The organism is Leptolyngbya sp. CCNP1308 (genome assembly GCF_034932455.1).
In the GTDB taxonomy this organism is placed as follows: Bacteria; Cyanobacteriota; Cyanobacteriia; order Phormidesmidales; family Phormidesmidaceae; genus Nodosilinea.
In genome coordinates this window covers 1-20,542 of the sequence record NZ_JAYGIH010000043.1, presented here as the reverse complement: position 1 = coordinate 20,542, position 20,542 = coordinate 1, and the positions used below count along the sequence as shown (strand labels likewise).

The 20,542-nt window shown below is 54.5% G+C and carries 17 protein-coding genes; 9 read left to right on the top strand and 8 right to left on the bottom strand.

Annotated features, from left to right (window positions below):
* Positions 1 to 16 precede the first annotated feature (16 nt).
* Genes VB780_RS13005 through VB780_RS12995 form a run of 3 tightly spaced genes read right to left on the bottom strand, consistent with a single transcriptional unit; the run spans position 17 to position 3,628 of the window.
* On the bottom strand, positions 17 to 1,243 hold the full coding sequence (locus VB780_RS13005) for a decarboxylase (RefSeq protein ID WP_323351584.1): 1,227 nt from the start codon (positions 1,241 to 1,243) through the stop codon (positions 17 to 19).
* A gap of 29 nt (positions 1,244 to 1,272) precedes the next feature.
* Positions 1,273 to 2,994, bottom strand: coding sequence for an asparagine synthetase B family protein (locus VB780_RS13000; protein ID WP_323351583.1), 1,722 nt, complete (start codon positions 2,992 to 2,994; stop codon positions 1,273 to 1,275).
* A gap of 7 nt (positions 2,995 to 3,001) precedes the next feature.
* Positions 3,002 to 3,628, bottom strand: coding sequence for a DUF3859 domain-containing protein (locus tag VB780_RS12995; RefSeq protein WP_323351582.1), 627 nt, complete (start codon positions 3,626 to 3,628; stop codon positions 3,002 to 3,004).
* Positions 3,629 to 4,072: 444 nt separating this feature from the next.
* Here VB780_RS12995 and apcD point away from each other — a divergent pair, with 444 nt between their 5' ends.
* Both apcD and VB780_RS12985 read left to right on the top strand, forming a co-directional pair.
* Positions 4,073 to 4,558 carry an allophycocyanin subunit alpha-B gene (gene apcD, locus VB780_RS12990; protein WP_323351581.1) on the top strand — a complete coding sequence of 162 codons (486 nt, stop codon included), beginning with the start codon at positions 4,073 to 4,075 and terminating at the stop codon, positions 4,556 to 4,558.
* Positions 4,559 to 4,727: 169 nt separating this feature from the next.
* A complete protein-coding gene (locus VB780_RS12985) occupies positions 4,728 to 5,291 on the top strand; it encodes a Uma2 family endonuclease (protein ID WP_323351580.1) in 564 nt (187 codons plus the stop codon).
* A 54-nt stretch (positions 5,292 to 5,345) separates the two neighbouring features.
* Here VB780_RS12985 and hemL read toward each other — a convergent pair whose 3' ends face one another.
* From hemL to VB780_RS12970, 3 genes are all read right to left on the bottom strand, one after another.
* Positions 5,346 to 6,647 (bottom strand): glutamate-1-semialdehyde 2,1-aminomutase, encoded by a 1,302-nt coding sequence (gene hemL, locus VB780_RS12980; RefSeq protein ID WP_323351579.1) that lies wholly within the window; start codon positions 6,645 to 6,647, stop codon positions 5,346 to 5,348.
* A 123-nt stretch (positions 6,648 to 6,770) separates the two neighbouring features.
* Positions 6,771 to 7,610, bottom strand: a complete 840-nt coding sequence (ftsE, locus tag VB780_RS12975) for a cell division ATP-binding protein FtsE (protein ID WP_323351578.1) — start codon at positions 7,608 to 7,610, stop codon at positions 6,771 to 6,773.
* A 232-nt stretch (positions 7,611 to 7,842) separates the two neighbouring features.
* Positions 7,843 to 8,628 carry an ion transporter gene (locus VB780_RS12970; protein WP_323351577.1) on the bottom strand — a complete coding sequence of 262 codons (786 nt, stop codon included), beginning with the start codon at positions 8,626 to 8,628 and terminating at the stop codon, positions 7,843 to 7,845.
* 282 nt (positions 8,629 to 8,910) lie between these two features.
* Here VB780_RS12970 and VB780_RS12965 point away from each other — a divergent pair, with 282 nt between their 5' ends.
* Both VB780_RS12965 and VB780_RS12960 read left to right on the top strand, forming a co-directional pair.
* Positions 8,911 to 9,957, top strand: coding sequence for a sirohydrochlorin chelatase (locus VB780_RS12965; protein ID WP_323351576.1), 1,047 nt, complete (start codon positions 8,911 to 8,913; stop codon positions 9,955 to 9,957).
* Between the two features lie 79 nt (positions 9,958 to 10,036).
* Positions 10,037 to 10,927 carry a hypothetical protein gene (locus VB780_RS12960; RefSeq protein WP_323351575.1) on the top strand — a complete coding sequence of 297 codons (891 nt, stop codon included), beginning with the start codon at positions 10,037 to 10,039 and terminating at the stop codon, positions 10,925 to 10,927.
* 107 nt (positions 10,928 to 11,034) lie between these two features.
* Here VB780_RS12960 and gyrA read toward each other — a convergent pair whose 3' ends face one another.
* Positions 11,035 to 13,647: a DNA gyrase subunit A gene (gyrA, locus tag VB780_RS12955; protein WP_323351574.1), complete on the bottom strand. Its 2,613-nt coding sequence runs from the start codon at positions 13,645 to 13,647 to the stop codon at positions 11,035 to 11,037.
* A 246-nt stretch (positions 13,648 to 13,893) separates the two neighbouring features.
* Between gyrA and VB780_RS12950 the strand changes: the two genes are divergently transcribed.
* The 5 genes from VB780_RS12950 (at position 13,894) to rfbA (ending at position 20,361) form a co-directional block, all read left to right on the top strand.
* Positions 13,894 to 14,841, top strand: coding sequence for a histone deacetylase (locus VB780_RS12950; protein ID WP_323351573.1), 948 nt, complete (start codon positions 13,894 to 13,896; stop codon positions 14,839 to 14,841).
* A 762-nt stretch (positions 14,842 to 15,603) separates the two neighbouring features.
* Positions 15,604 to 16,764, top strand: a complete 1,161-nt coding sequence (gene rffA, locus VB780_RS12945; protein WP_323351572.1) for a dTDP-4-amino-4,6-dideoxygalactose transaminase — start codon at positions 15,604 to 15,606, stop codon at positions 16,762 to 16,764.
* Between the two features lie 69 nt (positions 16,765 to 16,833).
* Positions 16,834 to 18,045, top strand: a complete 1,212-nt coding sequence (locus VB780_RS12940; RefSeq protein ID WP_323351571.1) for a glycosyltransferase — start codon at positions 16,834 to 16,836, stop codon at positions 18,043 to 18,045.
* 115 nt (positions 18,046 to 18,160) lie between these two features.
* Entirely contained in the window at positions 18,161 to 19,225 is a 1,065-nt protein-coding gene (gene rfbB / locus VB780_RS12935) for a dTDP-glucose 4,6-dehydratase (RefSeq protein WP_323351570.1), read from the top strand.
* 221 nt (positions 19,226 to 19,446) lie between these two features.
* Positions 19,447 to 20,361, top strand: coding sequence for a glucose-1-phosphate thymidylyltransferase RfbA (rfbA, locus tag VB780_RS12930; protein WP_323351569.1), 915 nt, complete (start codon positions 19,447 to 19,449; stop codon positions 20,359 to 20,361).
* 74 nt (positions 20,362 to 20,435) lie between these two features.
* On the opposite strand, the gene VB780_RS12925 is transcribed toward rfbA, so the two are convergent.
* A partial coding sequence (locus VB780_RS12925; RefSeq protein ID WP_323351618.1) for a transposase occupies positions 20,436 to 20,542 on the bottom strand: 107 nt, incomplete at its 5' end.

The window sequence follows — 20,542 nt, the reverse complement described above, 5'->3', positions numbered from 1 at the left end:
AACTAAAAAATAGAAGCTAAAAAATTTGATTGTGAATGAGCGTTTGGTAACTTTCTCGCCGACGAATCAGGCGGTGCTGACCGGCCTGAAGCAGCACTTCCGCCGGTCGCGGACGGTGCAAAAAGTGAGACGCCATGGCGTAGCCGTAGGCCCCCACATCCAAAACAGCCAGGGTGTCACCGGGGGCCAGCTTTGGCAGCTGACAGTTGCGCCCCAGGTAGTCGCGGGAATAGGTGGTGTTGCCGCAGACATCGGTAGGGTAGGTCTGGGGGGATGAGCTGGGAGCCAGAGCGACAATCTCGCGGTAGCCGCCATGGACGGAGGGCACCGACAGGTTGGCCACGGTGGTATCGACCCCGGCGATTTGCTTATCGCCCTGCCATTTCACCGAGACTACGGTGGTCAGTAGGGCGGCGCATCCGGCGATCGCAGCCCGCCCCGGCTCAATCACCAGTTCCACTGGCGGCGACAGCTGGTTTAACTTCGCTGTGATGCCTTCCCCAAACACTGCCCAGTCAAACACCGCTCCCCCGTGGCGGTAGGGGTGGCCAAAGCCGCCGCCAAAATCGAGATAGGCCCAGTCGGGGAGCTGCTGACCCAGGCTTACCACCCGGTCAATCACCTGGGTAAAGGCCTGGGTGGCGTTGGTGCCGGTGCCCCGGTAAAAATGCAGTCCGCAGAGCTTAAGGTTTGCAGCACCGATGGATTCGTTGGCCCTGGTGACGAGAGCTTGGGCGATCGCAAACTCTTCGGGCCTGACCCCAATGCGGCTGTCACCCGTGAGAGCAGGATCGTTAAGGCGCAGGCCCAGGCGTAGGGAGGGGTGCTTAGCAGCGCTGTCCTGAGTTTGATAGATCTCGCAGAGTTGCTCAAGCTGGGTCAGGCTGTCTAGGTTGAGAGTAGCGACGCCCCAGGTCAACACCTGGGCCATATCATCGCGGCTGAGGTTGCTGCCGCTGTAGACGATTGCCCTCGGCTCAAACCCCGCCTGTAGCCCCAGGTAAATATCACCCGGAGTGTTGGCGTGCAGCCCCCAGCCCGCATCCCGAACAATTTGCAGCAGCGCCACACTGCCGTTGGTGACGGTGGCAAAGTGAAAGCGGGTGCGGGGGTAGGGAATGGCCTGGGCAATGTGGTGTAGGGTCTGGAGGAAGCGATCGCCGTCGTAGACATACAGCGGCGACCCGTAGACCCGCAAGAGATCTGCCGCCAGCGCCGTCGAGGGCTGAAACGCAGTTGGCATGGGGACGGTTTGGGGTCTAGGTTGGGTGGTTAGGGCCATCGCTTGCGGTATCTCCAAACTTGGGGGGGCAACCAAAATGGATGCGGCCACAGCGGATTTTCTAGGGGTTCGCCCAGCACTTGCGATCGCCACTGCTGCCACATCACCAGCAGCCACAGAACTTCGCCCATCCGCCGCCCCTGAATGGTACCGCTGAGGTCGCCCAGGGCCGTGCGCAGGGCTAGATCCGGCTGCCAGCGGCCCTCGGCGGCCAGCACCCCAGGATTCAGCCATTGGCCTAGGTCGCGCCACCACTCATTTAAACACCAGGCGGTTAAGGGCACCCCCATGCCGCGCTTGGGCCGCCACACAATGTCGGCGGGTAGCCAGGGTTCCACCGCCCGCTTGAGAATGTACTTTTCGCAGGCCCCCTGAAGGCACAGGGTACCGGCCAGGCCAAAGGTCCACTGGGCCAGGTCGGGGTCACAAAAGGGCGATCGCACCCTTAGCCCCTGGGCCAGGGCCAAATTGGTCGCCCGAGGGTGAATATTCTGCGCCCCCTTTAGCATCAAACTCGCCCGCCGCAGCCGATGCAATAGTCCCTGGGCCGCCGTCGGTTCGAGGGCCGGGTACAGCCAGTCCTGGCAATTCAGCGCCTGAATTTCGCCCAGCACCGCAGGCTGAAACACCTGGGCCTCGTAGCCCCACAGCCGATGGAAGGTGCGTAGATATTGCTGGGCAAAGGGTTCAATGCCCTCGGGGTGGTCGGCCTGGTAGAGGCTGGCGGCAATCAGGGGCTTGTTCGTCCACCCGGCGAACAGCTGATCGCCCCCTTCGCCGTTAAAAATCACCCCCACCTCCTGGCTGGCGGCCTGGTTGAGCAGGTATAGGGGCACGGTGACTCCATCGCCAAAGGGCAAATCTAGCGCCTTAGCCGTTGCCCCCAGGGCGGCTCGAATGCGCCGGGGCATCGCCTCTACCTTGACCAGCGGAATCCCCAGAGATTGGGCCACCTGCTCAGCGTAGGGCCACTCGGGCAGGCTGCCCTCGCCAAAATCGAACCCAAAATCGAGGGTATAGGCCCGCACCCGCACCCCCGCCTGCACCAGCAGCGCTGCCACAATGGAAGAATCCAGCCCGCCCGACAGCAGCACCCCGACTGGCTCATCCCCCAGGTCAGCAACCTGGCGCTCCACAGCGGTTTTTAGTAATGCCTGAAGTTGGGCGATCGCCGTCGCCTCATCGTCTAGTTGGCTAGCACTCTCCCGCCAGTTCACCAGGTTGTGGCAGGTGGGAGAGAGCACCTGTCCCGCCCAGGTTTGCTCCACGCCTGCCGGTAGCGCCATCACATCTTCTACGGGGGTAAGGGGCGTCGGCACGTAGGAGAAGCAGCTGTAGCCGTACAGCGCCGCCAAGTTGACCGGGGGCGATTTCCCCTGAGAACGCACCAGGGGCAGCAGCCATTGCAGCCGCGAAGCAAACCAGATCCCCTGGTCGCGCTGCATCCAATACAGGGTCATGCGACCAAAGGCATCGCGCCCTAGAGTGAGGCGGTCGGTAGTCACCGTGACCCAGGCATCAGCATGCATCCCAGAAGCCGAGAGGGCAATCCGGCAATCTCCCTGGACAGATGGGAGCTGCCAGTCGCTTAGCTGCGTTTGGGCCACCAGGTCACTCAGGGTTGGCCGGAGAAAGTCTTCATCACCATAGCCCCAGTAGCCGAGGCAGCCCTGGGCCTGGATCGCTATGGCTGCGATCGCATCCCACCCCATAGAGCCTCTATTCCACGGTAAAGGTAGCGTCGCTGAGCTGGCGATCGCCGACAAAGGCCGCCACCGTCCAGTTTCCCTTGGGCGACTCAGAGCCCACGGTGTAGCGACAGTAGGTGGGCCACACCGCCGTGGTAATGGTCTTGGTGCGGTACTGATTTTGGTGCACCACCTGGCCATCGGAGTCACTCCAGCTACAGGAGAGCGCTAGCTGCTCACCCACCGGGGCGTCGGCCAGGGTAATGCGGTAGACCAGCTCACTGCCACCCGATTGGGGCGTCACCCGGCTGAGACTGCCGCCGTCGTCCTGGCTCAGGGTGATGCGATCGCCCTGGGCCACCACCTGGCTTAGCTCCTGCTGCTGTTGATTCCCCAGCCACAGCCAGCTCGCTAGACCCAGCGCCACCGCTCCCGCCACCCCGGCGACCAGCCAGCGTCGGCGACGCTGCTGCACCACCAGGGCATCCTGGCGCTTGAGTTGAATCAGGGCATCGTCTAAAAACTCGGGCGACAGGTCGAGCTGCTGCAAAATATCCTGCACCTCGGCGGTGTCTAACTCTGCGTGGTGGCGATCGGAGAGTCGCTGTACCTCGGCCACTAGGCGCTGCACCTGGTCATCGGTCAATCGCTTGTCCATAGGGGCAAAGGAGGTGGTTGGGGGTGGGCGCGATGGTCAAAGACCGGCCTTGGGCGATCGCGCCCAATACCTAAGGCTATCGCCTTAGCACCTCGCCAACCCATTCCATAATTTTATTTTCAACCCTGCTTCTACCAGAGCATTCGCTAAACAGACAGCGTTAGCAGAGGCCTGGGCAGAAACACAAAGGCAGCAGCGGGCTCACTCGGTACTGCAACTATATGTCGAAAAAGTTACAAATCTCCCACCCCGTTCTCATTCTCCAAAAACCAGTTCAGAGGTTGAAATTCCCTTAAGATTCAAGCGATTCAGCTCCTAAGCTAGTCACCAATACCCCTCATTTAGCCAGGCTTTGTAGCTAACTAAATGAGAATTTAACTTTCCTTGATGCCCCCCAAGTCGCTAAACTATCAATGAAAAAGGTCATCCCCGTCATTTTTAACTATGTCTGTTGTTAGCCAAGTTATTTTGAATGCCGACGACGAGCTGCGCTACCCAACCACCGGCGAGCTCAAGGCCATTGAAGATTTTTTGAAGACTGGCGAGCAGCGCACCCGCATTGCCGCCACTCTGTCTGAGAATGAGAAAAAGATTGTGGACCAGGCCAGCAGAGAGCTATGGCGGCGACGGCCAGACTTCATCGCCCCCGGTGGCAATGCCTACGGCCAAAAGCAGCGCGCCCTCTGCATTCGCGACTATGGCTGGTACCTGCGCTTGGTTACCTACGGGGTACTAGCTGGCGACCAAACCCCGATTGAAGCCATTGGCATCGTGGGCGTTCGCGAAATGTACAACGCTCTAGAGGTGCCTGTGCCCGGCATGGCCGAAGCCATCCGCTGCCTCAAGGAATCGTCTCTAAATCTGCTGTCTGACGAAGACGCTGCCGAGGCCCAGCCTTATTTCGACTACATTATCCAAGCGATGTCGTAGGTCTTAGTCTACCAGCCAGAAATACTAAAGCCCCAGATTCTTGACGAGTCTGGGGCTTTGTTTTGGATAGGTTTGGTAGAAACCACCTGTATGGAGGAGCCTCCCCACCAGTCCGCTAACGCATCTCAGCAGACCCATTACACTAGAGGCATACCAACCTTTACCTGCCATGGTTGCCAACTCCCAGCCCTGGACAATCCGCGATCTCGCCGCCATGCCCGATGACGGCGGCTGGAAGCGCTACGAAATCATCGACGGAGCACTCTGCGTGACCCGCGCCCCCCACATTCGCCATCAGGGTGCAGCCGGAAAGCTGTACATGCGTTTAGAGCATTGGTCCGAGCAAACTGGTTTAGGCGCAGCATTTCAAGCCCCCGGAGTCGTTTTCTCCCCAACTGATGCGGTTATTCCCGATGTGGTGTGGGTGAGCCAAGAGCGCTTGGTCAACGGCATAGACGACGCCGGTCACCTAATCGTCGCCCCAGAACTCATCATCGAAGTGCTCTCCCCCGGCGACCTCAACGAGCAGCGCGATAAAGAAGTCAAGCCCAAACTCTACTCTCGCTACGGCGTGCAGGAATATTGGATCGTCAACTGGCAGCTTAAAACCCTAGAAATCTATCGCCGCACCGACGCTCAGCTTCAGCTTGTCAGCACTCTCTTGATGGGTGACACCCTCACCTCCCCACTGCTGCCCGAGTTCAGCACCCCCATAGCCGAGCTTTTTCGATAAAACCCCGGTTTCTCTAAGAAACCGGGGTTTTGGTTTGACAGACTGCTTCGCTATCTACAGCGTCGCCAGCACGTCGCGGGCGGCTGCGATAGTGGCGTCAATATCCGCATCGGTGTGGGCCAAGGAGGTGAACCCGGCTTCAAACTGTGACGGTGCCAGGTAGACGCCGCGCTCTAGCATGCCCCGGTGGAAGCGGCTAAACTTCTCTAGATCAGCCCCTTTGGCATCTTCAAAGTTGCTGATCGGCCCCGCATGGAAGAACATGCCGAACATGGCACTGATGTGGCCACCATAGACAGCATGGCCAGCATCTCGCGCCACCTGAAGCAGGCCGTCGATCAGCTTCTTGGTCAGGCGATCGAGTTCGTCGTAGGTGCCGGGGCGCTGGAGCAGCTCTAGGGTTTTAATGCCGGCGGTCATAGCCAGGGGGTTGCCCGACAGAGTGCCCGCCTGGTACACCGGCCCAGCGGGGGCGATCATTTCCATAATGTCGCGGCGACCGCCGTAGGCTCCCACGGGCAGCCCGCCACCAATCACCTTACCGAGGGTGGTGAGGTCGGGGGTAACGTTGAACTTAGCCTGGGCACCGCCGTAGGCAATGCGGAACCCGGTCATGACTTCGTCAAACACCAGCAGAGCGTCGTTTTCGCGGGTGATTTCTCGCAGCCCTTCTAGAAAGCCGCCATCGGGGGTGATAAACCCGGCATTGCCCACCACCGGCTCGAGGATGACCCCAGCGATTTCCCCAGGGTTTTGGGCAAAGAGGGCCTTCACCGCTTCGAGATCGTTGTAGGGGGCGGTGAGGGTGTCACTGGTGGCAGATTTGGGCACCCCTGGGGAGTCGGGCAAGCCCAGGGTAGCCACCCCAGACCCCGCCTGCACCAAGAACATATCGGCGTGGCCGTGGTAACAGCCCGCGAACTTGATAATTTTGTTGCGCCCGGTGTAGGCCCGCATCAACCGCAGCACAGCCATACAGGCTTCGGTGCCAGAGTTAACAAATCGCACCATCTCGATGCTGGGCACCGCCTGGATCACCATTTCGGCTAGCACGTTTTCGAGAAAACAAGGGGCACCAAAGCTGGTGCCTTTTTCGAGCGCCGCCGACAGGGCGGCTAGTACTTCAGGGTGGGCGTGGCCGCAGATAGCAGGCCCCCAGGTACCGACGTAGTCGATGTACTGGTTGCCGTCTACATCCCAAATGTAGGCACCCTTAACCCGGTCAAACACGATGGGCTGCCCACCCACCGATTTAAAGGCCCGTACCGGAGAGTTAACGCCACCCGGCATGAGGTTTTGGGCGGCAGAGAAAATTTCCTGTGATTTCGCTGTTTTAAACGGGGCTGTACTGACCAAAGCACGTTCCTCTCAGAGTCCAAAGTCGTTCAGTGGCCTAAGCCAAGACCTTCTGAACGTTAGCTCTGATCATTATCCTATTGATTGGATAAGGCGCACCGCTTGGTGTTAAGGAATGTAGCGTTACCGGCGCAGATGGTGCAAGCGCCCGTTCTTAATTTGCACCACGGGATGGTTAGAGATGCGCACCAGGTGCTCGTCATGGGTTGTGACCATGACGGTAATGCCGATGGAGTTGAGCTTTTTGAGAATTTTGATCACCTGAAGGGAGTTTTCGGCATCGAGGTTGCCGGTGGGCTCGTCGGCCAGCAGCAGGGGTGGGGTATTGACCACGGCGCGGGCAATGCTGACCCGCTGCTGTTCGCCGCCGGAGAGTTCGTCGGGGAAGCACTGGGCTTTGCCTTGCAGACCCACCATTTTGAGGGTGGGCCAGAGGCGACGGTGAATTTCTTTGCGGGTAAAGCCCTGGGCCCAGAGCACAAAGGCCACATTCTCGGCCACGGTGCGCTTGGGAATTAGCTTGTAGTCTTGGAACACTACGCCAATGCGGCGGCGCATCATGGCCAGTCGGTTGCCCCGCAGATTAGAAATCGGCTCATCGCCCACCAGAATGCTGCCACCCGTAGGACGCTCGTAGCCGTAGAGCAGCTTCAGCAGGGTTGATTTGCCAGAGCCTGAGGGGCCAGTGACGAAGAGAAAGTCGCCGGGGTTGACGGTCAGGTTTACGCCAGCCAAAGCCTTGCTGCCGTTGGCGTAGATTTTTTCGACGTTGTTGAGCGAAACGATGGGCTGAAGGTCGGGGGCTTTGGGGGGCGCTTCGTCGAGCACGGGGGATGGTGACGGGTCGGCGGCGGAGCGGGCGGGTACTACAAGTTTGAAGCGATCCTGTAGCCGGGTTCTCACGTCTTCGGGAAGACTGGATAGTTTAGTGTCGTCGGTGGGGCGATGGAGCACAGAAGTCATGGAACGTCCTAACTGAGATGGGCTAGACAAACTCGGGGTGAGCCTGACAAAAACGTATGAACTGCGCGGCCAGCACCGAGGACAGGGCTAGCGGGGCTTTTGGGTGGCTATTGTACCGGAAAGACCGTATCTGGCAAAAGGCATATTTGTTTTTTCAATAATCGTTATGCTTTGTTACCTAGAGAACAGCAGGGCTGAAAGGCTTATATCAGTGACCAGTGACGCCGGAAGACTACAGCTCTAGAAGAGTACCGCAGCGTTTGCAAAATTGGGCATCTCTGTCGTGCAGGGTAAGGCCACAGCTAGGGCAGGGCCGGTGCTGCCCCACTTGGCCCAACTGCCTAATCAGGCTGCTGACCTGGGTGGGAATGAGCGCAATTCCGGTAAGAATCATCATCACCGTAAGCCCGCGACCGGCTTCGGAAATGGGGGTGACATCGCCGTAGCCGACGGTGGTCATGGTGACAACGGCGAAGTAAAGCGCGTCTAAAAAGGTACCAAAGTCTTCGGGGTTACTGGGGTGCTCGACCTGAAAAATCAGGCCGGAGTAGATAAAAATAATTGTCCCTAAAGTAAGCAAAATGCGAATCAAAATTAGGCTGTCGGTGCTGGTTACTTGGCCAAACCAGAGCCGGTCGTTGAAGATGCGCACTAGGCGCAAAATTCGTAATGACCTAAAAAAGCGTAAAAACCGAATGTCAAAGACGCCAATCCAAGAGGGCAGAATGGCGATCAGGTCAATGAGGCCGTAGAGACTAAAGGCGTACTGCCAGGGGCGCGGGGCTGTCCAGAGGCGCAGACCGTATTCGAGGGTGAACGCCACCACAATTAGCCAGTCGAGGATGTCTAGCCATTCATCTAGGGCAGGAGCGATGGGATAGCTTTTGATCACAAAAATAGCGGCCGACATAAAGATCAGCAGCACGATCGCCCCATTTACCACCCGCCCCGTCAGGGTGTCAGTGGTGTCTAGGTTGCCGCGCAGGCGATCGCGCCAGGTGGCTGGCTCCAATTCCATTGGTTCCTTCATGGTGTAAATGCCCACCCCCAGGATGGTTCTGTGCTCTGGCCTGGGCTAAGATAGCCGGGCAGACTTATTTTTATCTGGCTGCGATTTTTTGGCTGCCTCGGTTCTAGCACTAGGGTTATCTGGTGGCTGATTTGGTGTTAAAGGTCTGATCTGGGTCTAGGTTAACGTTCACCCCTTGGCTCAGGCTGCGATTAGCTAAATTTCCATAGATGATATTTTTGGGTTGGGCTGAGAGTTAGATTTAGTATTACTGCGGCAATTTGAGCACCTATGGCGATCGCACCCATTATTACCACTCCTGACGATTTTTCACCCAGCGCAATGGGCACCTGGTCGCCGCTGCCGACCCAACGACCGCTGCTGCTGGTGGGCCATGGTAGCCGAGATATGGAGGGGCGCGATCGCGTTCTAGAATTCGCCGCTGCCTACCAAAAACTCGACAATTCTCGCCCGGTGATTCCCTGTTTTTTAGAGTTAACGGAACCCACCATTCAAGACGGGGTAGACTTGTGTATAGAAAAGGGCTATACCGACATTTCGGTGCTGCCTATTTTGCTGTTTGCCGCCCGCCACAACAAGTTTGATGTCACCAACGAATTGGATCGGGCTCGCCAGCGCCATCCCCAGGTAAAATTTCACTACGGTCGCCACTTTGGCATTACCCCCGCTATCATTCAGCTCTGGCAAGAGCGTCTAGCAGAGCTAGATACGCCGCGCTTTAACCCCGACAACATTGCCCGCGAAGACACGGTGCTGCTGTTTGTGGGTCGGGGCGCTAGTGACCCCGATGCCAACGGCGATGTCTACAAACTAGCCCGCATTGTATGGGAGGGTAGTCGCTATAAGACGGTAGAAATTTGTTTTATTGGCATTACCCATCCGCGCTTAGAAGAGGGCTTTCGTCGTGCCCGCATGTATGAACCGAAACGCATAATTGTGCTGCCTTACTTTCTTTTTACCGGAGTGCTAATCAAAAAAATTATGGGCATCTGTGAGCAAGAGCAGGCGGCTCATCCTGAGCAGTTAGTCAGCTACCTGCCAGAGATGGGGAGTCACCCGCAGCTGATGCAGATTTTGCGCGATCGCGAGATCGAAACCCACCTGGGCCAGGTGGCGATGAACTGTGAAATGTGCAAATTTCGCCTCGCTGCCGGGGGCGGTCAGCAGAGTCATGGTCATGACCACGGGCATACTCACGAACAAGGTCACGATCACAATCACGGCCATGATCACGGTCACGAGCATCACCACGGCGAACCCGTAGATCTTTTTCCCCAACCCGACGACTACCATCAGCGAGCCTGGCAGGTTCCCTAGGCTAAGCGTGCTGGGAATGCTAGAAATATCGCCTGGGCAACGGCCTGGGTAAGTTTTTAGCGCAGCCCAGGGAGCAACCATGTTTAAATCCGTTAGTCGGCACGTATGCGCCTTTGACTTAGAGTGGGTGCCCGACCCAATATCGGGGCGGCGCGTGTACGGCTTGCCCACAACGCTACCGGATGCCGAGGTGTTTGAGGTGATGTGGGCCAAAGCTGGAGCCACGGCAGAAAAACCTCGGCCCCATCTCAAAACAGCACTGTGTCGCGTGGTTGCTGTCTCGGCAGTGGTTCGAGAGCAGCAAAATAATGGGGAGGTTACCCTGCGGCTAACCACTTTGCCCAGACAGGGCGATCGCCTCATGGATGAAGGCGAACTGATTTCTACTTTTCTGGGTTATGTGGGGCAGCACCATCCTCAACTCGTGGGCTTTAATTCGCAAACCGCTGATCTGCCGATCTTGCTTCAGCGGGGGCTGGTGTCAGGTGTCTCGGCGGCAGAGTTCTGCCGCCGGGCCGACAAGGGCTGGGGCAGTGACTACTTTAGCCGCCATGGTGATGCCCATGTCGATTTGAAAAGCCTCCTTAGCGGTTGGGGCATTGCGACGCCCACCCTGCACGAACTGGCGGCAGCGATGGGTATTCCGGGCCAGGTGGGGCCGGAACCTCACGATGTGGTGAATTGGTGGGTAGAGGGAGATTTGCGATCGATTGTGGCGCAGAGCCAGTTCGACGCGCTGAGTACCTACCTGCTGTGGCTGCGGGCGGCCAGGTTTGCTGGGTTCTTTAGCGCAGCGCAATATATCGAGGAAGAAGGGCGGGTGCGGGGGATGGTGGGCGATCGCATTACCCAGGGCGACCATCACCTCGTCCAGTACCTCAATCGATGGGACAGTTTCAACCCCCAGTCTGCCGACGCAGTGATCCTTCCCCTAACGGCACCCGCTGAGGCTACAGACCAGGCCGCCTAAGGTTAGGTCAGCCAAATTCTCCACGTCAGCGACAGGTCGGGCGATGTGGGTTGGGCCAAGATCTACTACGGCGGCTCACTTCCCCAAAGGTGGGGAAAAATGCAGGGTTACTCTTCTTCAGTCGAGGCTTCAGCGAATACCTCGATTGCGGTTTCGGCTTCTTCGGTAGAGCCCTCAGCGTCATCGAGACCTTCGATTTGCAGGGCGGGGGGCACAACGGCGACCGCTGCGATCGCGTCTTCCGCATCCAATCGCTGCAACCGCACCCCGGTCGCCGGGCGCGACTGAATTGAGATATCGTTCACCCGCTGGCGAATGATGATGCCCCGGTTGGTAACCAGCATTAGCTCGTCGCCATCGCCCACCACCAGTAGCGAGGCCAACGTGTCGTCGCCCTTGCGGAACTTGATCGCCATCAGCCCCATCCCGGCCCGGTTTTGCAGGCGGAACTTGGCCACCGGCACCCGTTTGCCCAACCCCGAGGCGGTGATCACCAGCACCCAAGGGCCGCTTTCGTTACCGTTAGTGACGGTATCGTCCTCATCGTCGTCATTTTCGGCGGCCTGCACTGCTTCGACCACCTGGCTGGGCAGAATATCCATACTGATCAGCTCGTCGCCGTTGCGCAGAGACATGGCCCGCACGCCGCGAGTGGGGCGACCCAGGGGCCGCAGCTGGTCGTCGGTGGCCTTAAAGTGAATGGTCATGCCCCGCCGCGAGCCGATCAAAATGCTGTCGGTGTTGCGGGCCAGGCGCACCCACCGCAGATGGTCGCCCTCTTCAAGGGAAATGGCGATCAGGCCGTTGGTGCGAATGTTGCTAAAGGCTGAGAGAGCCGTCTTCTTCACAAAGCCGCCCTGGGTGAGCATCACCAGGTAGTCTTCGTCGGTAAACTCGCGCACCGCCAGTACCGAGGTGATCGCCTCTTCTTTGGGGATGGGCAGCATTTGCACGATGGGCATACCGCGAGCGGCCCGCGAACCCTCGGCGATCTGGTAGGCCCGCAGGGCGTAGGTGACGCCGCGATCGCTAAAGAACAGCAGGTAGTCGTGGGTGTAGCAGGTAATGAAGTGCTGCACGCCGTCGTCTTCCTTCATCTTGGCACCGGCTTTGCCCCGGGTGGCGCGGCTCTGGGCCTCAAAGGTGGCCACGGGCATGCGCTTGATATAGCCCTGGTCGGTGACCAAAATCACCACCTGCTCGTTGGCGATTAGGGAGATGTCGGTCAGTTCCGCATCGTCCATCTCGATCACGGTGCGGCGAGGGCTGTCGTGCTTGGCCTTGAGCTCGCCCAGCTCGGTGACAATGATCTCCAGAATGCGCTCGCGGCGGGCCAAAATGTCTTGCAGGTCGGTGATTTTGGCGACCAGCTCCTCGTGCTCCTGCTGGATTTTGTCGGCCTCCAGGGCGGTGAGGCGACGCAGCTGCATTTGCAGAATGGCGTCGGCCTGGAGGTCTGACAGGCTGTAGGTATCCATCAGCTCTTGCTTGGCGGCGGGGGTATCGGCGGCCCCGCGAATCAGCGCGATGATGGCGTCCAGATTCGTTAGCGCAATCAGGTAGCCCTGGAGAATGTGGTCTTTTTCTTCGGCCTTGCGCAGCTCGTAGCGGGTGCGGCGAACGATGGTTTCTTCGCGAAACTCCAGAAAGACCTCCAGCATGCGCTTGAGGCCGAGGAGCTGGGGTTCGCTGTTGACCAGGGCCAGCATGTTGACGCCGAAGTTGTTTTGCAGGGGCGTCTGCTTGTAGAGGTTGTTGAGCACCACCCGGGGGTAGGCGTCACGCTTCAGCTCGATGACGATGCGCATGCCGTCGCGATCGCTCTCATCGCGGATATCTGAAATCCCTTCCAGACGGCGCTCGTTGACCATTTCAGCGATGCGCTCGATCATCCCCGCCTTGTTGGTCTGGTAGGGTAGCTCGGTGATGATAATGGCTTCGCGATCGGGCCGTCCCCGGTGCTCAATGGTTTCCATACTGGCGACGCCGCGCATGGTGACCGAGCCGCGCCCGGTCATGTAGGCATCGCGAATACCGCTGCGACCCAAGATCTGCCCCCCCGTGGGAAAGTCGGGGCCGGGGATGATTTCCATCAGCTCGGCGGTAGAGATGTCGGGGTTGTTGATCAGCGCGATGACGCCGTCAATGAGTTCCCCTGGATTGTGGGGGGGAATGTTGGTAGCCATGCCCACGGCGATGCCGGAGGAGCCATTGAGCAACAGCTGGGGCAGCCGCGAGGGCATCACCACAGGCTCCTGCTGGGAGCCATCGAAATTGTCGGCAAAATCGACCGTGTCAGACTCAATATCTTGCAGCAGCGAGTCGCTGGTCAGCGATTGCAGACGACACTCGGTGTATCGCATCGCCGCCGGGGGGTCGTTGTCGATGGAGCCAAAGTTGCCGTGACCGTTGATCAACGGCACGCGCATGGAAAAGTCTTGGGCCATGCGCACCAGGGCGTCGTACACCGCCGTGTCGCCGTGGGGGTGGTACTTACCCAGCACTTCCCCCACCACACGGGCGCACTTGCGAAAGGGGCGATCGGCGGCCAAACCCAGCTCGTGCATAGCGTAGAGAATGCGGCGATGCACTGGCTTGAGCCCGTCCCTGGCGTCTGGCAGCGCCCGACCCACAATCACGCTCATGGCGTATTCCAGGTAAGAGCTTTGCATTTCGACGCGCAGATCGGTAGGGACGATGCGCTCTTCTGGGGTTGCCATAGGCTAAAAAGCTCCGAATTTGCGAACAACAAAGCGCTAGTCAGACCCTCGCACCGAGCGGTGCTGAATAGCGCTTAATCAGTGTGTTTTTGCGGACTCATCTGAGTTATATTTTAGCACAAATTCCCCGGTTCAAATCAGCGGGCGCTATGGTAGATCTAGGGGCGCGAGAGGCCTGATTTAGCGACGTTTTGCCGCCCCGACCGAATCCTTAATTTGTAGTAGTTCACTACCCCTGAGTTTGCCGTGCACCCTCCTCTCACCCTGGCCGATTTTGCCGTCATCTATTCGCCCGCATTTTTGACCCACGATACCGGCAGTTTTCACCCCGAAAATGCGGGGCGATTGAAAGCAATTGTGGCTGCTTTGGAGAAAGCACCCTGGGCCGACCATCTCGATTGGCGCGAACCAACTCCGGTAATTCAGCGGTCTGATGTAGATACCCTGATTGCCCAACTCCACAACCCTCGCTACGTCACGGCCCTGCGGGAAATCGCCCACACGGGCGGCGGGCATATCGACGGCGATACCGTAGTCTCTGAGAATAGCTATGCCGTGGCGCGGTTGGCGGTGAGCGCCTGGCTAGATGGCGTGGATTATGTGCTAGAAACGGGGCATTCGGCCTTTGTGCTGGCGCGGCCACCGGGACACCACGCGGTGCGCGATCGCGGCATGGGTTTTTGTCTGTTTGCCAACGCGGCGATCGCCGCCCACTACGCCCTAGAGCAACCTGGCGTCAACCGCGTTGCCATTCTTGACTGGGATGTCCACCACGGCAACGGAACGCAAGCTTTGGTGGAAGGGAATGGGGCGATCGCCTACTGCTCTCTGCACCAAATGCCCGCCTATCCTGGCACCGGCCGCAGCAGCGAAACCGGCTGCCATGGCAACGTGCTCAACCTGCCCATGCCCCCCGGCAGCGCCAGCGACGATTACCAGGTACAGTTCGATCAAAAGGTGATTCCCTTTCTCAAAGCTTTCAGTCCCGATTTACTCATCGTTAGTGCCGGGTACGATGCCACCGCCACCGACCCGTTGGCTAGCATCAACCTACAACCCCAAGATTTTGGCAGTTTTACCCGCCAGTGCCTGACCATCACCGACAAGATTTTATTTGGCCTTGAGGGCGGCTACGACTATGAGGCTCTGAGTCAGTCGGTTCTAGCGACGATCCAAGCGCGTTTGAGGGCATGAGTTCATTTAACCCCCACCCTCCAGGAGCAGGGTAGCCGAGATCTCGCTACTGTTGCGCCTGCGAAGAGTAAGAAGCAGATTGCAGATTAATAGCGTCAACCAGCGGCCCTGACACAGCCATTTTCTCTTGCCGTCGGGAAACCCCAAGCCTAAGGGACGCGCAAGAAAATAAGGTGCCAGTTGTCATATTTCCTATTGGTGCATTACTGCGCGAACGCACCCTACGGCGATCGATGCCTCCGATACTTTATATAGACGCATGTTTCTAAAGTGATATTTGAACTGCGTCTCTGTAAGGAGTCTAGGGGCCTGCCCAGAACTTGTACGGCGGCAAATCAATATTATGGCAATGGGAAATCTACGTGATAATGCTCGATCGGAAAACCAATCAAACTGTCAGCAATAAGCCCGGCTTCATAAAGCTTTTATCCACTGAAGTGGAAATATAAATAGATTGCCAGTTGCTGGGACGGCTAGTTTGATCGTGCTCGTAGCAGTGCATATTTAGTATTAAGAAGTACGGTTTGGAAGTTATTTGTCAATGAGTTGAAAATCAGATCTTATTTATTCTCAAAAGGAAACTCCTAAGATCAAGCGTTCGGAAGTTAACAGTCCGCTTGTGTTGCAGTTTGGCACAATTGGTTCATCATTGAGTGTTTCTTCCACAAGTCTTTTGATCGGAGACCCTGGGAATATCTTCGAGTTAATCAAGTTATAGGCCTCATTTAGTAGGAAGTATCCGTAAATTTCCCTCATAATAAGATGCTCTCTCAATCTTCAGAACATATAGTTAAGAACATTCCTTTTAGCAAGTTAAGTGCAAGTGGCGAGGAGTTGATGTACATTGAGAAAGCAATTCTTAGTGGTTACATCATAGGAGATGGTCACTATACAAAACTGTGTCAGGAATGGCTGAAAGAACATCTTGGCGCTGCAAAAGTGCTGCTGACCCACTCCTGCACCGCCGCTCTAGAAATGGCTTTTATCCTGGCTGATATTCAGCCGGGTGATGAAGTAATCATGCCATCCTATACATTTGTTTCTACAGCAAATGCTGTCGTTCTTCGAGGAGGTGTGCCGGTTTTTGTCGATGTTCGGCCGGACACGCTAAATCTAGATGAAGCTAAGATTAAAGCCGCAGTTACGACACGAACAAAAGCGATCGCACCTGTGCACTACGCAGGGCTTGCTTGTGAAATGACTGCCATTCTTGATTTAGCTGAGCAGTATGGGCTAAAAGTAGTTGAAGATGCGGCTCAGGGTATTTGCTCTAAATATGCTGGTCAACCCATTGGAAGTTTTGGAAGCCTGGCTGCCTTTAGCTTTCACGGGACGAAAAATATAGTATCAGGGGAGGGTGGTGCAATAGCTATCAACGATCTTTCCCTAATAGAGCGAGCAGAAATTATTTGGGAAAAAGGTACTAACCGTAGCCAATTCTTTCGGGGTGATGTTGACAAATACACCTGGGTTGATATTGGTTCCTCCTATCTGCCCAGCGATATTCTCGCTGCTTTTTTATGGTCTCAGCTTCAAGACGCTGATAGCATTACCCAGCGCCGGATAGCTATCTGGAATCGATATCATCAAGCTTTTGAACCGCTTGAGAAAAAGCAAAAAGTGCGGCGCCCCATAATTCCTCAAAAATGTCAACATAATGCTCATATCTATTATCTGCTGGTAGATAGCTTAGAAACTCGCACTAAGATTCTCTCCAATCTGAAGCACCACGGTGTGCAAGCGACCTTCCACTACGTTCCACTACACAGTGCCCCAGCGGGAAGAAAGTATGGTCGCCAATCAGGTGAGCTAATGGTTACGGAGAAAATTTGCGATCGCATTGTCCGGCTACCCCTGTTTGCCAATATGACTTCTGAAGAAGCAGACTTCATTATTTCACTGGTACATGAGTCACTGCTCTAAGAATCAAAAAAATAAATATCTCACTAGGCAAAAGCTATTTTCAGTAATTCTCAAGGAGAGTTAATTTGCATGCGGCTCTTAATTGTTAACTTTGCGGGTGATATCCGCACAGACTTTCAGCGCCTTGTATCTGGTGGCGATGAAACCTACTACGCTCAAAAGTATTCTATTAACGCCTATGCCGAACTCAGGCAGTACGCAGATGACGTTGCCAACCTTGTCTATCTAACGCAAGAAGCCTATGATGTGGTGCTTTCTAATGGGATTCGGGCGATCGGCTGTGGATTTCAACATTATGAAGATATCAGTATTCAAAGGATAATTCAACGCATTGAAGAGTACAACCCAACTCACCTAATTGTGTCTCTGTTTGATACAGATGTCTTGAATTGGGCCGTAAATCATCATATTCCGACGATTACCACATTCCTGGGTACGCTTCCTACCCAAAATGCTAGCGTTGTCCATAGTTTGGTTCGGAGAATTAAAAATCAGAGAATTGTCGGTCTGTTAAATCAGCCTAATATTCACTGGGTTGGTAGCTACGGCATTAATTCATCAAAAAGACTCCAGCGATTAGGAGTAAAGCCAGAAAAAATCGTACCTTGGGATTTTTTGGTTGACTCTAACCCGGGAGATTTTTTGCCAAAACCTTTTCCTTCAGATAAAAAGAACTGGAATTTATGTTATGTGGGTAATATTTGTGAAGCTAAAGGAGTCGGCGATTTGCTTAAAGCTGTTAAGGATTTAAAGGAAAAATCCATACCCGTCAAACTAGGTGTGGTGGGCTCAGATAATTCAAACTTTGCCAAGGATCTAATCTCTACGCTTGACATAGGAGAGTGTGTTGAGTTGTTGGGCTTTGTCTCTAACCATACCGTCGAACCCTTGATGAATCAGGCCGATGTAGTTGTTGTTCCTAGTCGACACACATATCCCGAGGGATTTCCTCTAGTCATTCATCATGCGTTAAGAGCTTGCACCCCTATCGTGGCGTCTGATCATCCAATGTTTGGAGGTTACCTAAAACACGGTGTCAACGCCATGATTTTCCCAGAGGGTAATGTCTCGGCGCTATCAGCCTGTGTTGAAGATGTCTTGACTAACTCAAATCTCTATGAGTGTATCTCTAAAACTTCCCACGAGACTTGGCATAAACTGCGCCTACCTGTGAAATGGGCTGACCTGGCCAACCGATGGATCAATCAGAGTCTCAATGGGCAGCAATGGTTGGCTACTCATAGCCTGGCTAACACTACAAAGCCGCTAGCGTTGGTGTAATTTTGCCCACACAAGAGCAATTCATAGTAGTAGCCATTGCTAACTCGGTAGAAACAAATATGTCCTTGTCTAACTTGCTTTAGTCTTTTGCTCTTATATTCGTAGTGAACAATCGATGAAAACTTTTTTGGTTACTGGTGGGGCAGGATTTATTGGCTCTAATTTCATACTCAAAGCTCGCTATGGGCAATGGGCTAATATTATCAATCTAGATCAACTCACCTACGCTAGTAATCCCAATACTCTAGCGGTACTGACGGGTGATCCGGGCTACGAATTTATTCAGGGGGATATTGGCGATCTCGATTTGGTTGCTAGTATTTTGCTCCATCATCGTCCTGATGCCATCCTCAATTTTGCGGCTGAAAGCCATGTCGATCGCTCTATTATTGGGCCTGAGGCATTTGTTCAGACAAACGTTGTGGGCACCTTTCGATTGTTAGAGGCTACTCGTAGCTACTGGGGTAATCTATCTCAGAAAGCCCGTAGTCTCTTTCGATTCTTGCATGTTTCTACAGATGAGGTGTATGGATCGCTTGGGCCTAATGATCTACCTTTTTGTGAAGACACTCCCTATGCACCTAATAGCCCCTATTCTGCGAGTAAAGCAGCATCGGATCATTTAGTTCGAGCCTATCATCACACCTATGGACTGCCGACGCTGACGACTAATTGTTCCAATAACTATGGCCCTTATCAGTTTCCAGAGAAATTAATTCCTTTAACTATTCTCAGTGCCCTTAAAGGTAATCCATTGCCGATCTACGGAGATGGCCAAAACATTCGGGATTGGCTTTATGTCGAAGACCACTGCGATGCAATATATCAAGTGCTGAATCAAGGAAACATAGGCGAAACCTATAATATAGGCGGACTTAATGAGAAAACTAATCTTGCCGTAGTCGAATCTATTTGTACTTTACTAGACGATCTAGCCCCCAAGACTGATATCAAGCACTCATCCTTGATTACCTTTGTCAAAGATCGCCCTGGTCATGACAAACGTTATGCCATTAACTGCGACAAAATTCACACACAGCTGGGATGGAAACCTAATGAAAGCTTTGAAAGTGGTCTTTTAAAGACTGTTAAATGGTATTTAGAAAATTTTGATTGGGTCGAGCAAGTGCAATCAGATAGCTACCACGACTGGATGCACAAAAATTATGCAATTCGGTGATTTAAATGTTTTTCGGCTGCCATTACTCATATTAAAGGCTGTAATTTATCTAGACTTATCCTAGAGAAACGAATTCTAGATCTTCTCTTTTTGAAAGGATAGGCAGGAACTGCTGGGAGACCAGAACTGCATTCTTACTCTCTTTAAGCGGCCTCTGAAATACACCTCTGCTCGCTGATTTTATTTCTATTGATGACGTTATAAACTTTTGGAGTATTTTTATGAAAGGTATCATTCTAGCAGGTGGAACTGGAACCCGCCTTTATCCCCTTACGCTTACCGTAAATAAGCAGCTTATGCCTGTATATAACAAGCCGATGATCTATTATCCATTGTCGGTATTGATGTTGGCAGGTATTCGGGAGATTTTAATAATTTCTACCCCCAACTCTCTACCTTTGTTTCAACAATTGTTTGGCGACGGGCGTCAATGGGGTTTGCAATTTAGCTATATGGAGCAACCCCATCCGGGAGGGGTTGCCGAAGCTTTTATCCTGGGCCGCTCATTTTTAGATGGCGAACCGGCTTGTTTAGTTCTGGGAGACAATATCCTTTATGGCGATGGCTTAGGGGGGCTATTGCAGCAGGCTGCCCGCCTGCAGCAGGGTGCTTTAATCTTTGGTTATCAGGTCTCTAATCCGCAAAATTATGGTGTGATTGAGTTTGATCAGGCTGGACGAGTGCTTGACTTTGAAGAAAAGCCTGAGTTCCCCAAGTCTCACTATGCCATACCAGGTATTTACTTTTATGACTCCCAAGTCTGTGACTTGGCGGCTACGCTAACCCCTTCTGCTCGCGGAGAATTAGAGATTACTGATCTCAATCGTTGCTATCTCAATCGAGGGCAACTTCAGGTTGAAGTATTCGGTCGAGGCTTTGCGTGGCTAGACACGGGTACCCATGAATCTCTTCATCAGGCCTCTAGTTTTATACAAAGTTTAGAAGAGCGCCAGGGTCTTAAAATTGCTTGTGTGGAAGAAATTGCCTATCAGAGGGGTTATATTTCTAGCGAACAACTCCATCGCCTAGCTGAACCTTTAGCTAAAAGTGATTATGGCTCATACCTGATGCAGTTGGTCAACGGGAATACCTACCAGACAATTCCGGCTAGGGTGCCTGTTCTAGAAGCCATTTAGCATAATGGTTATAGCCTCAAGTGCTGTTCTTTGCCGTCTAGTCTTGGGAGAAATTTTTGGCTCTACCGGGTTGATTATGCAGTTGCAGTAGGAAAATGCCAGCTAATGAGGCAGCGTAATTTGAATCGCTCAAAATTTCTGAACCCGTAGCCAGAGCGTTTGATGAGCTTCAAGCGATTGT

Bases quoted from the DNA above. Each gene is read 5' to 3' on its own strand.
- VB780_RS13005 (WP_323351584.1), bottom strand. From the start codon at position 1,243: ATGCCAACTGCGTTTCAGCCCTCGACGGCGCTGGCGGCAGATCTCTTG.
- VB780_RS13000 (WP_323351583.1), bottom strand. From the start codon at position 2,994: ATGGGGTGGGATGCGATCGCAGCCATAGCGATCCAGGCCCAGGGCTGC.
- VB780_RS12995 (WP_323351582.1), bottom strand. From the start codon at position 3,628: ATGGACAAGCGATTGACCGATGACCAGGTGCAGCGCCTAGTGGCCGAG.
- apcD (WP_323351581.1), top strand. From the start codon at position 4,073: ATGTCTGTTGTTAGCCAAGTTATTTTGAATGCCGACGACGAGCTGCGC.
- VB780_RS12985 (WP_323351580.1), top strand. From the start codon at position 4,728: ATGGTTGCCAACTCCCAGCCCTGGACAATCCGCGATCTCGCCGCCATG.
- ftsE (WP_323351578.1), bottom strand. From the start codon at position 7,610: ATGACTTCTGTGCTCCATCGCCCCACCGACGACACTAAACTATCCAGT.
- VB780_RS12970 (WP_323351577.1), bottom strand. From the start codon at position 8,628: ATGGAATTGGAGCCAGCCACCTGGCGCGATCGCCTGCGCGGCAACCTA.
- VB780_RS12965 (WP_323351576.1), top strand. From the start codon at position 8,911: ATGGCGATCGCACCCATTATTACCACTCCTGACGATTTTTCACCCAGC.
- VB780_RS12960 (WP_323351575.1), top strand. From the start codon at position 10,037: ATGTTTAAATCCGTTAGTCGGCACGTATGCGCCTTTGACTTAGAGTGG.
- gyrA (WP_323351574.1), bottom strand. From the start codon at position 13,647: ATGGCAACCCCAGAAGAGCGCATCGTCCCTACCGATCTGCGCGTCGAA.
- rffA (WP_323351572.1), top strand. From the start codon at position 15,604: ATGCTCTCTCAATCTTCAGAACATATAGTTAAGAACATTCCTTTTAGC.
- VB780_RS12940 (WP_323351571.1), top strand. From the start codon at position 16,834: ATGCGGCTCTTAATTGTTAACTTTGCGGGTGATATCCGCACAGACTTT.
- rfbB (WP_323351570.1), top strand. From the start codon at position 18,161: ATGAAAACTTTTTTGGTTACTGGTGGGGCAGGATTTATTGGCTCTAAT.
- rfbA (WP_323351569.1), top strand. From the start codon at position 19,447: ATGAAAGGTATCATTCTAGCAGGTGGAACTGGAACCCGCCTTTATCCC.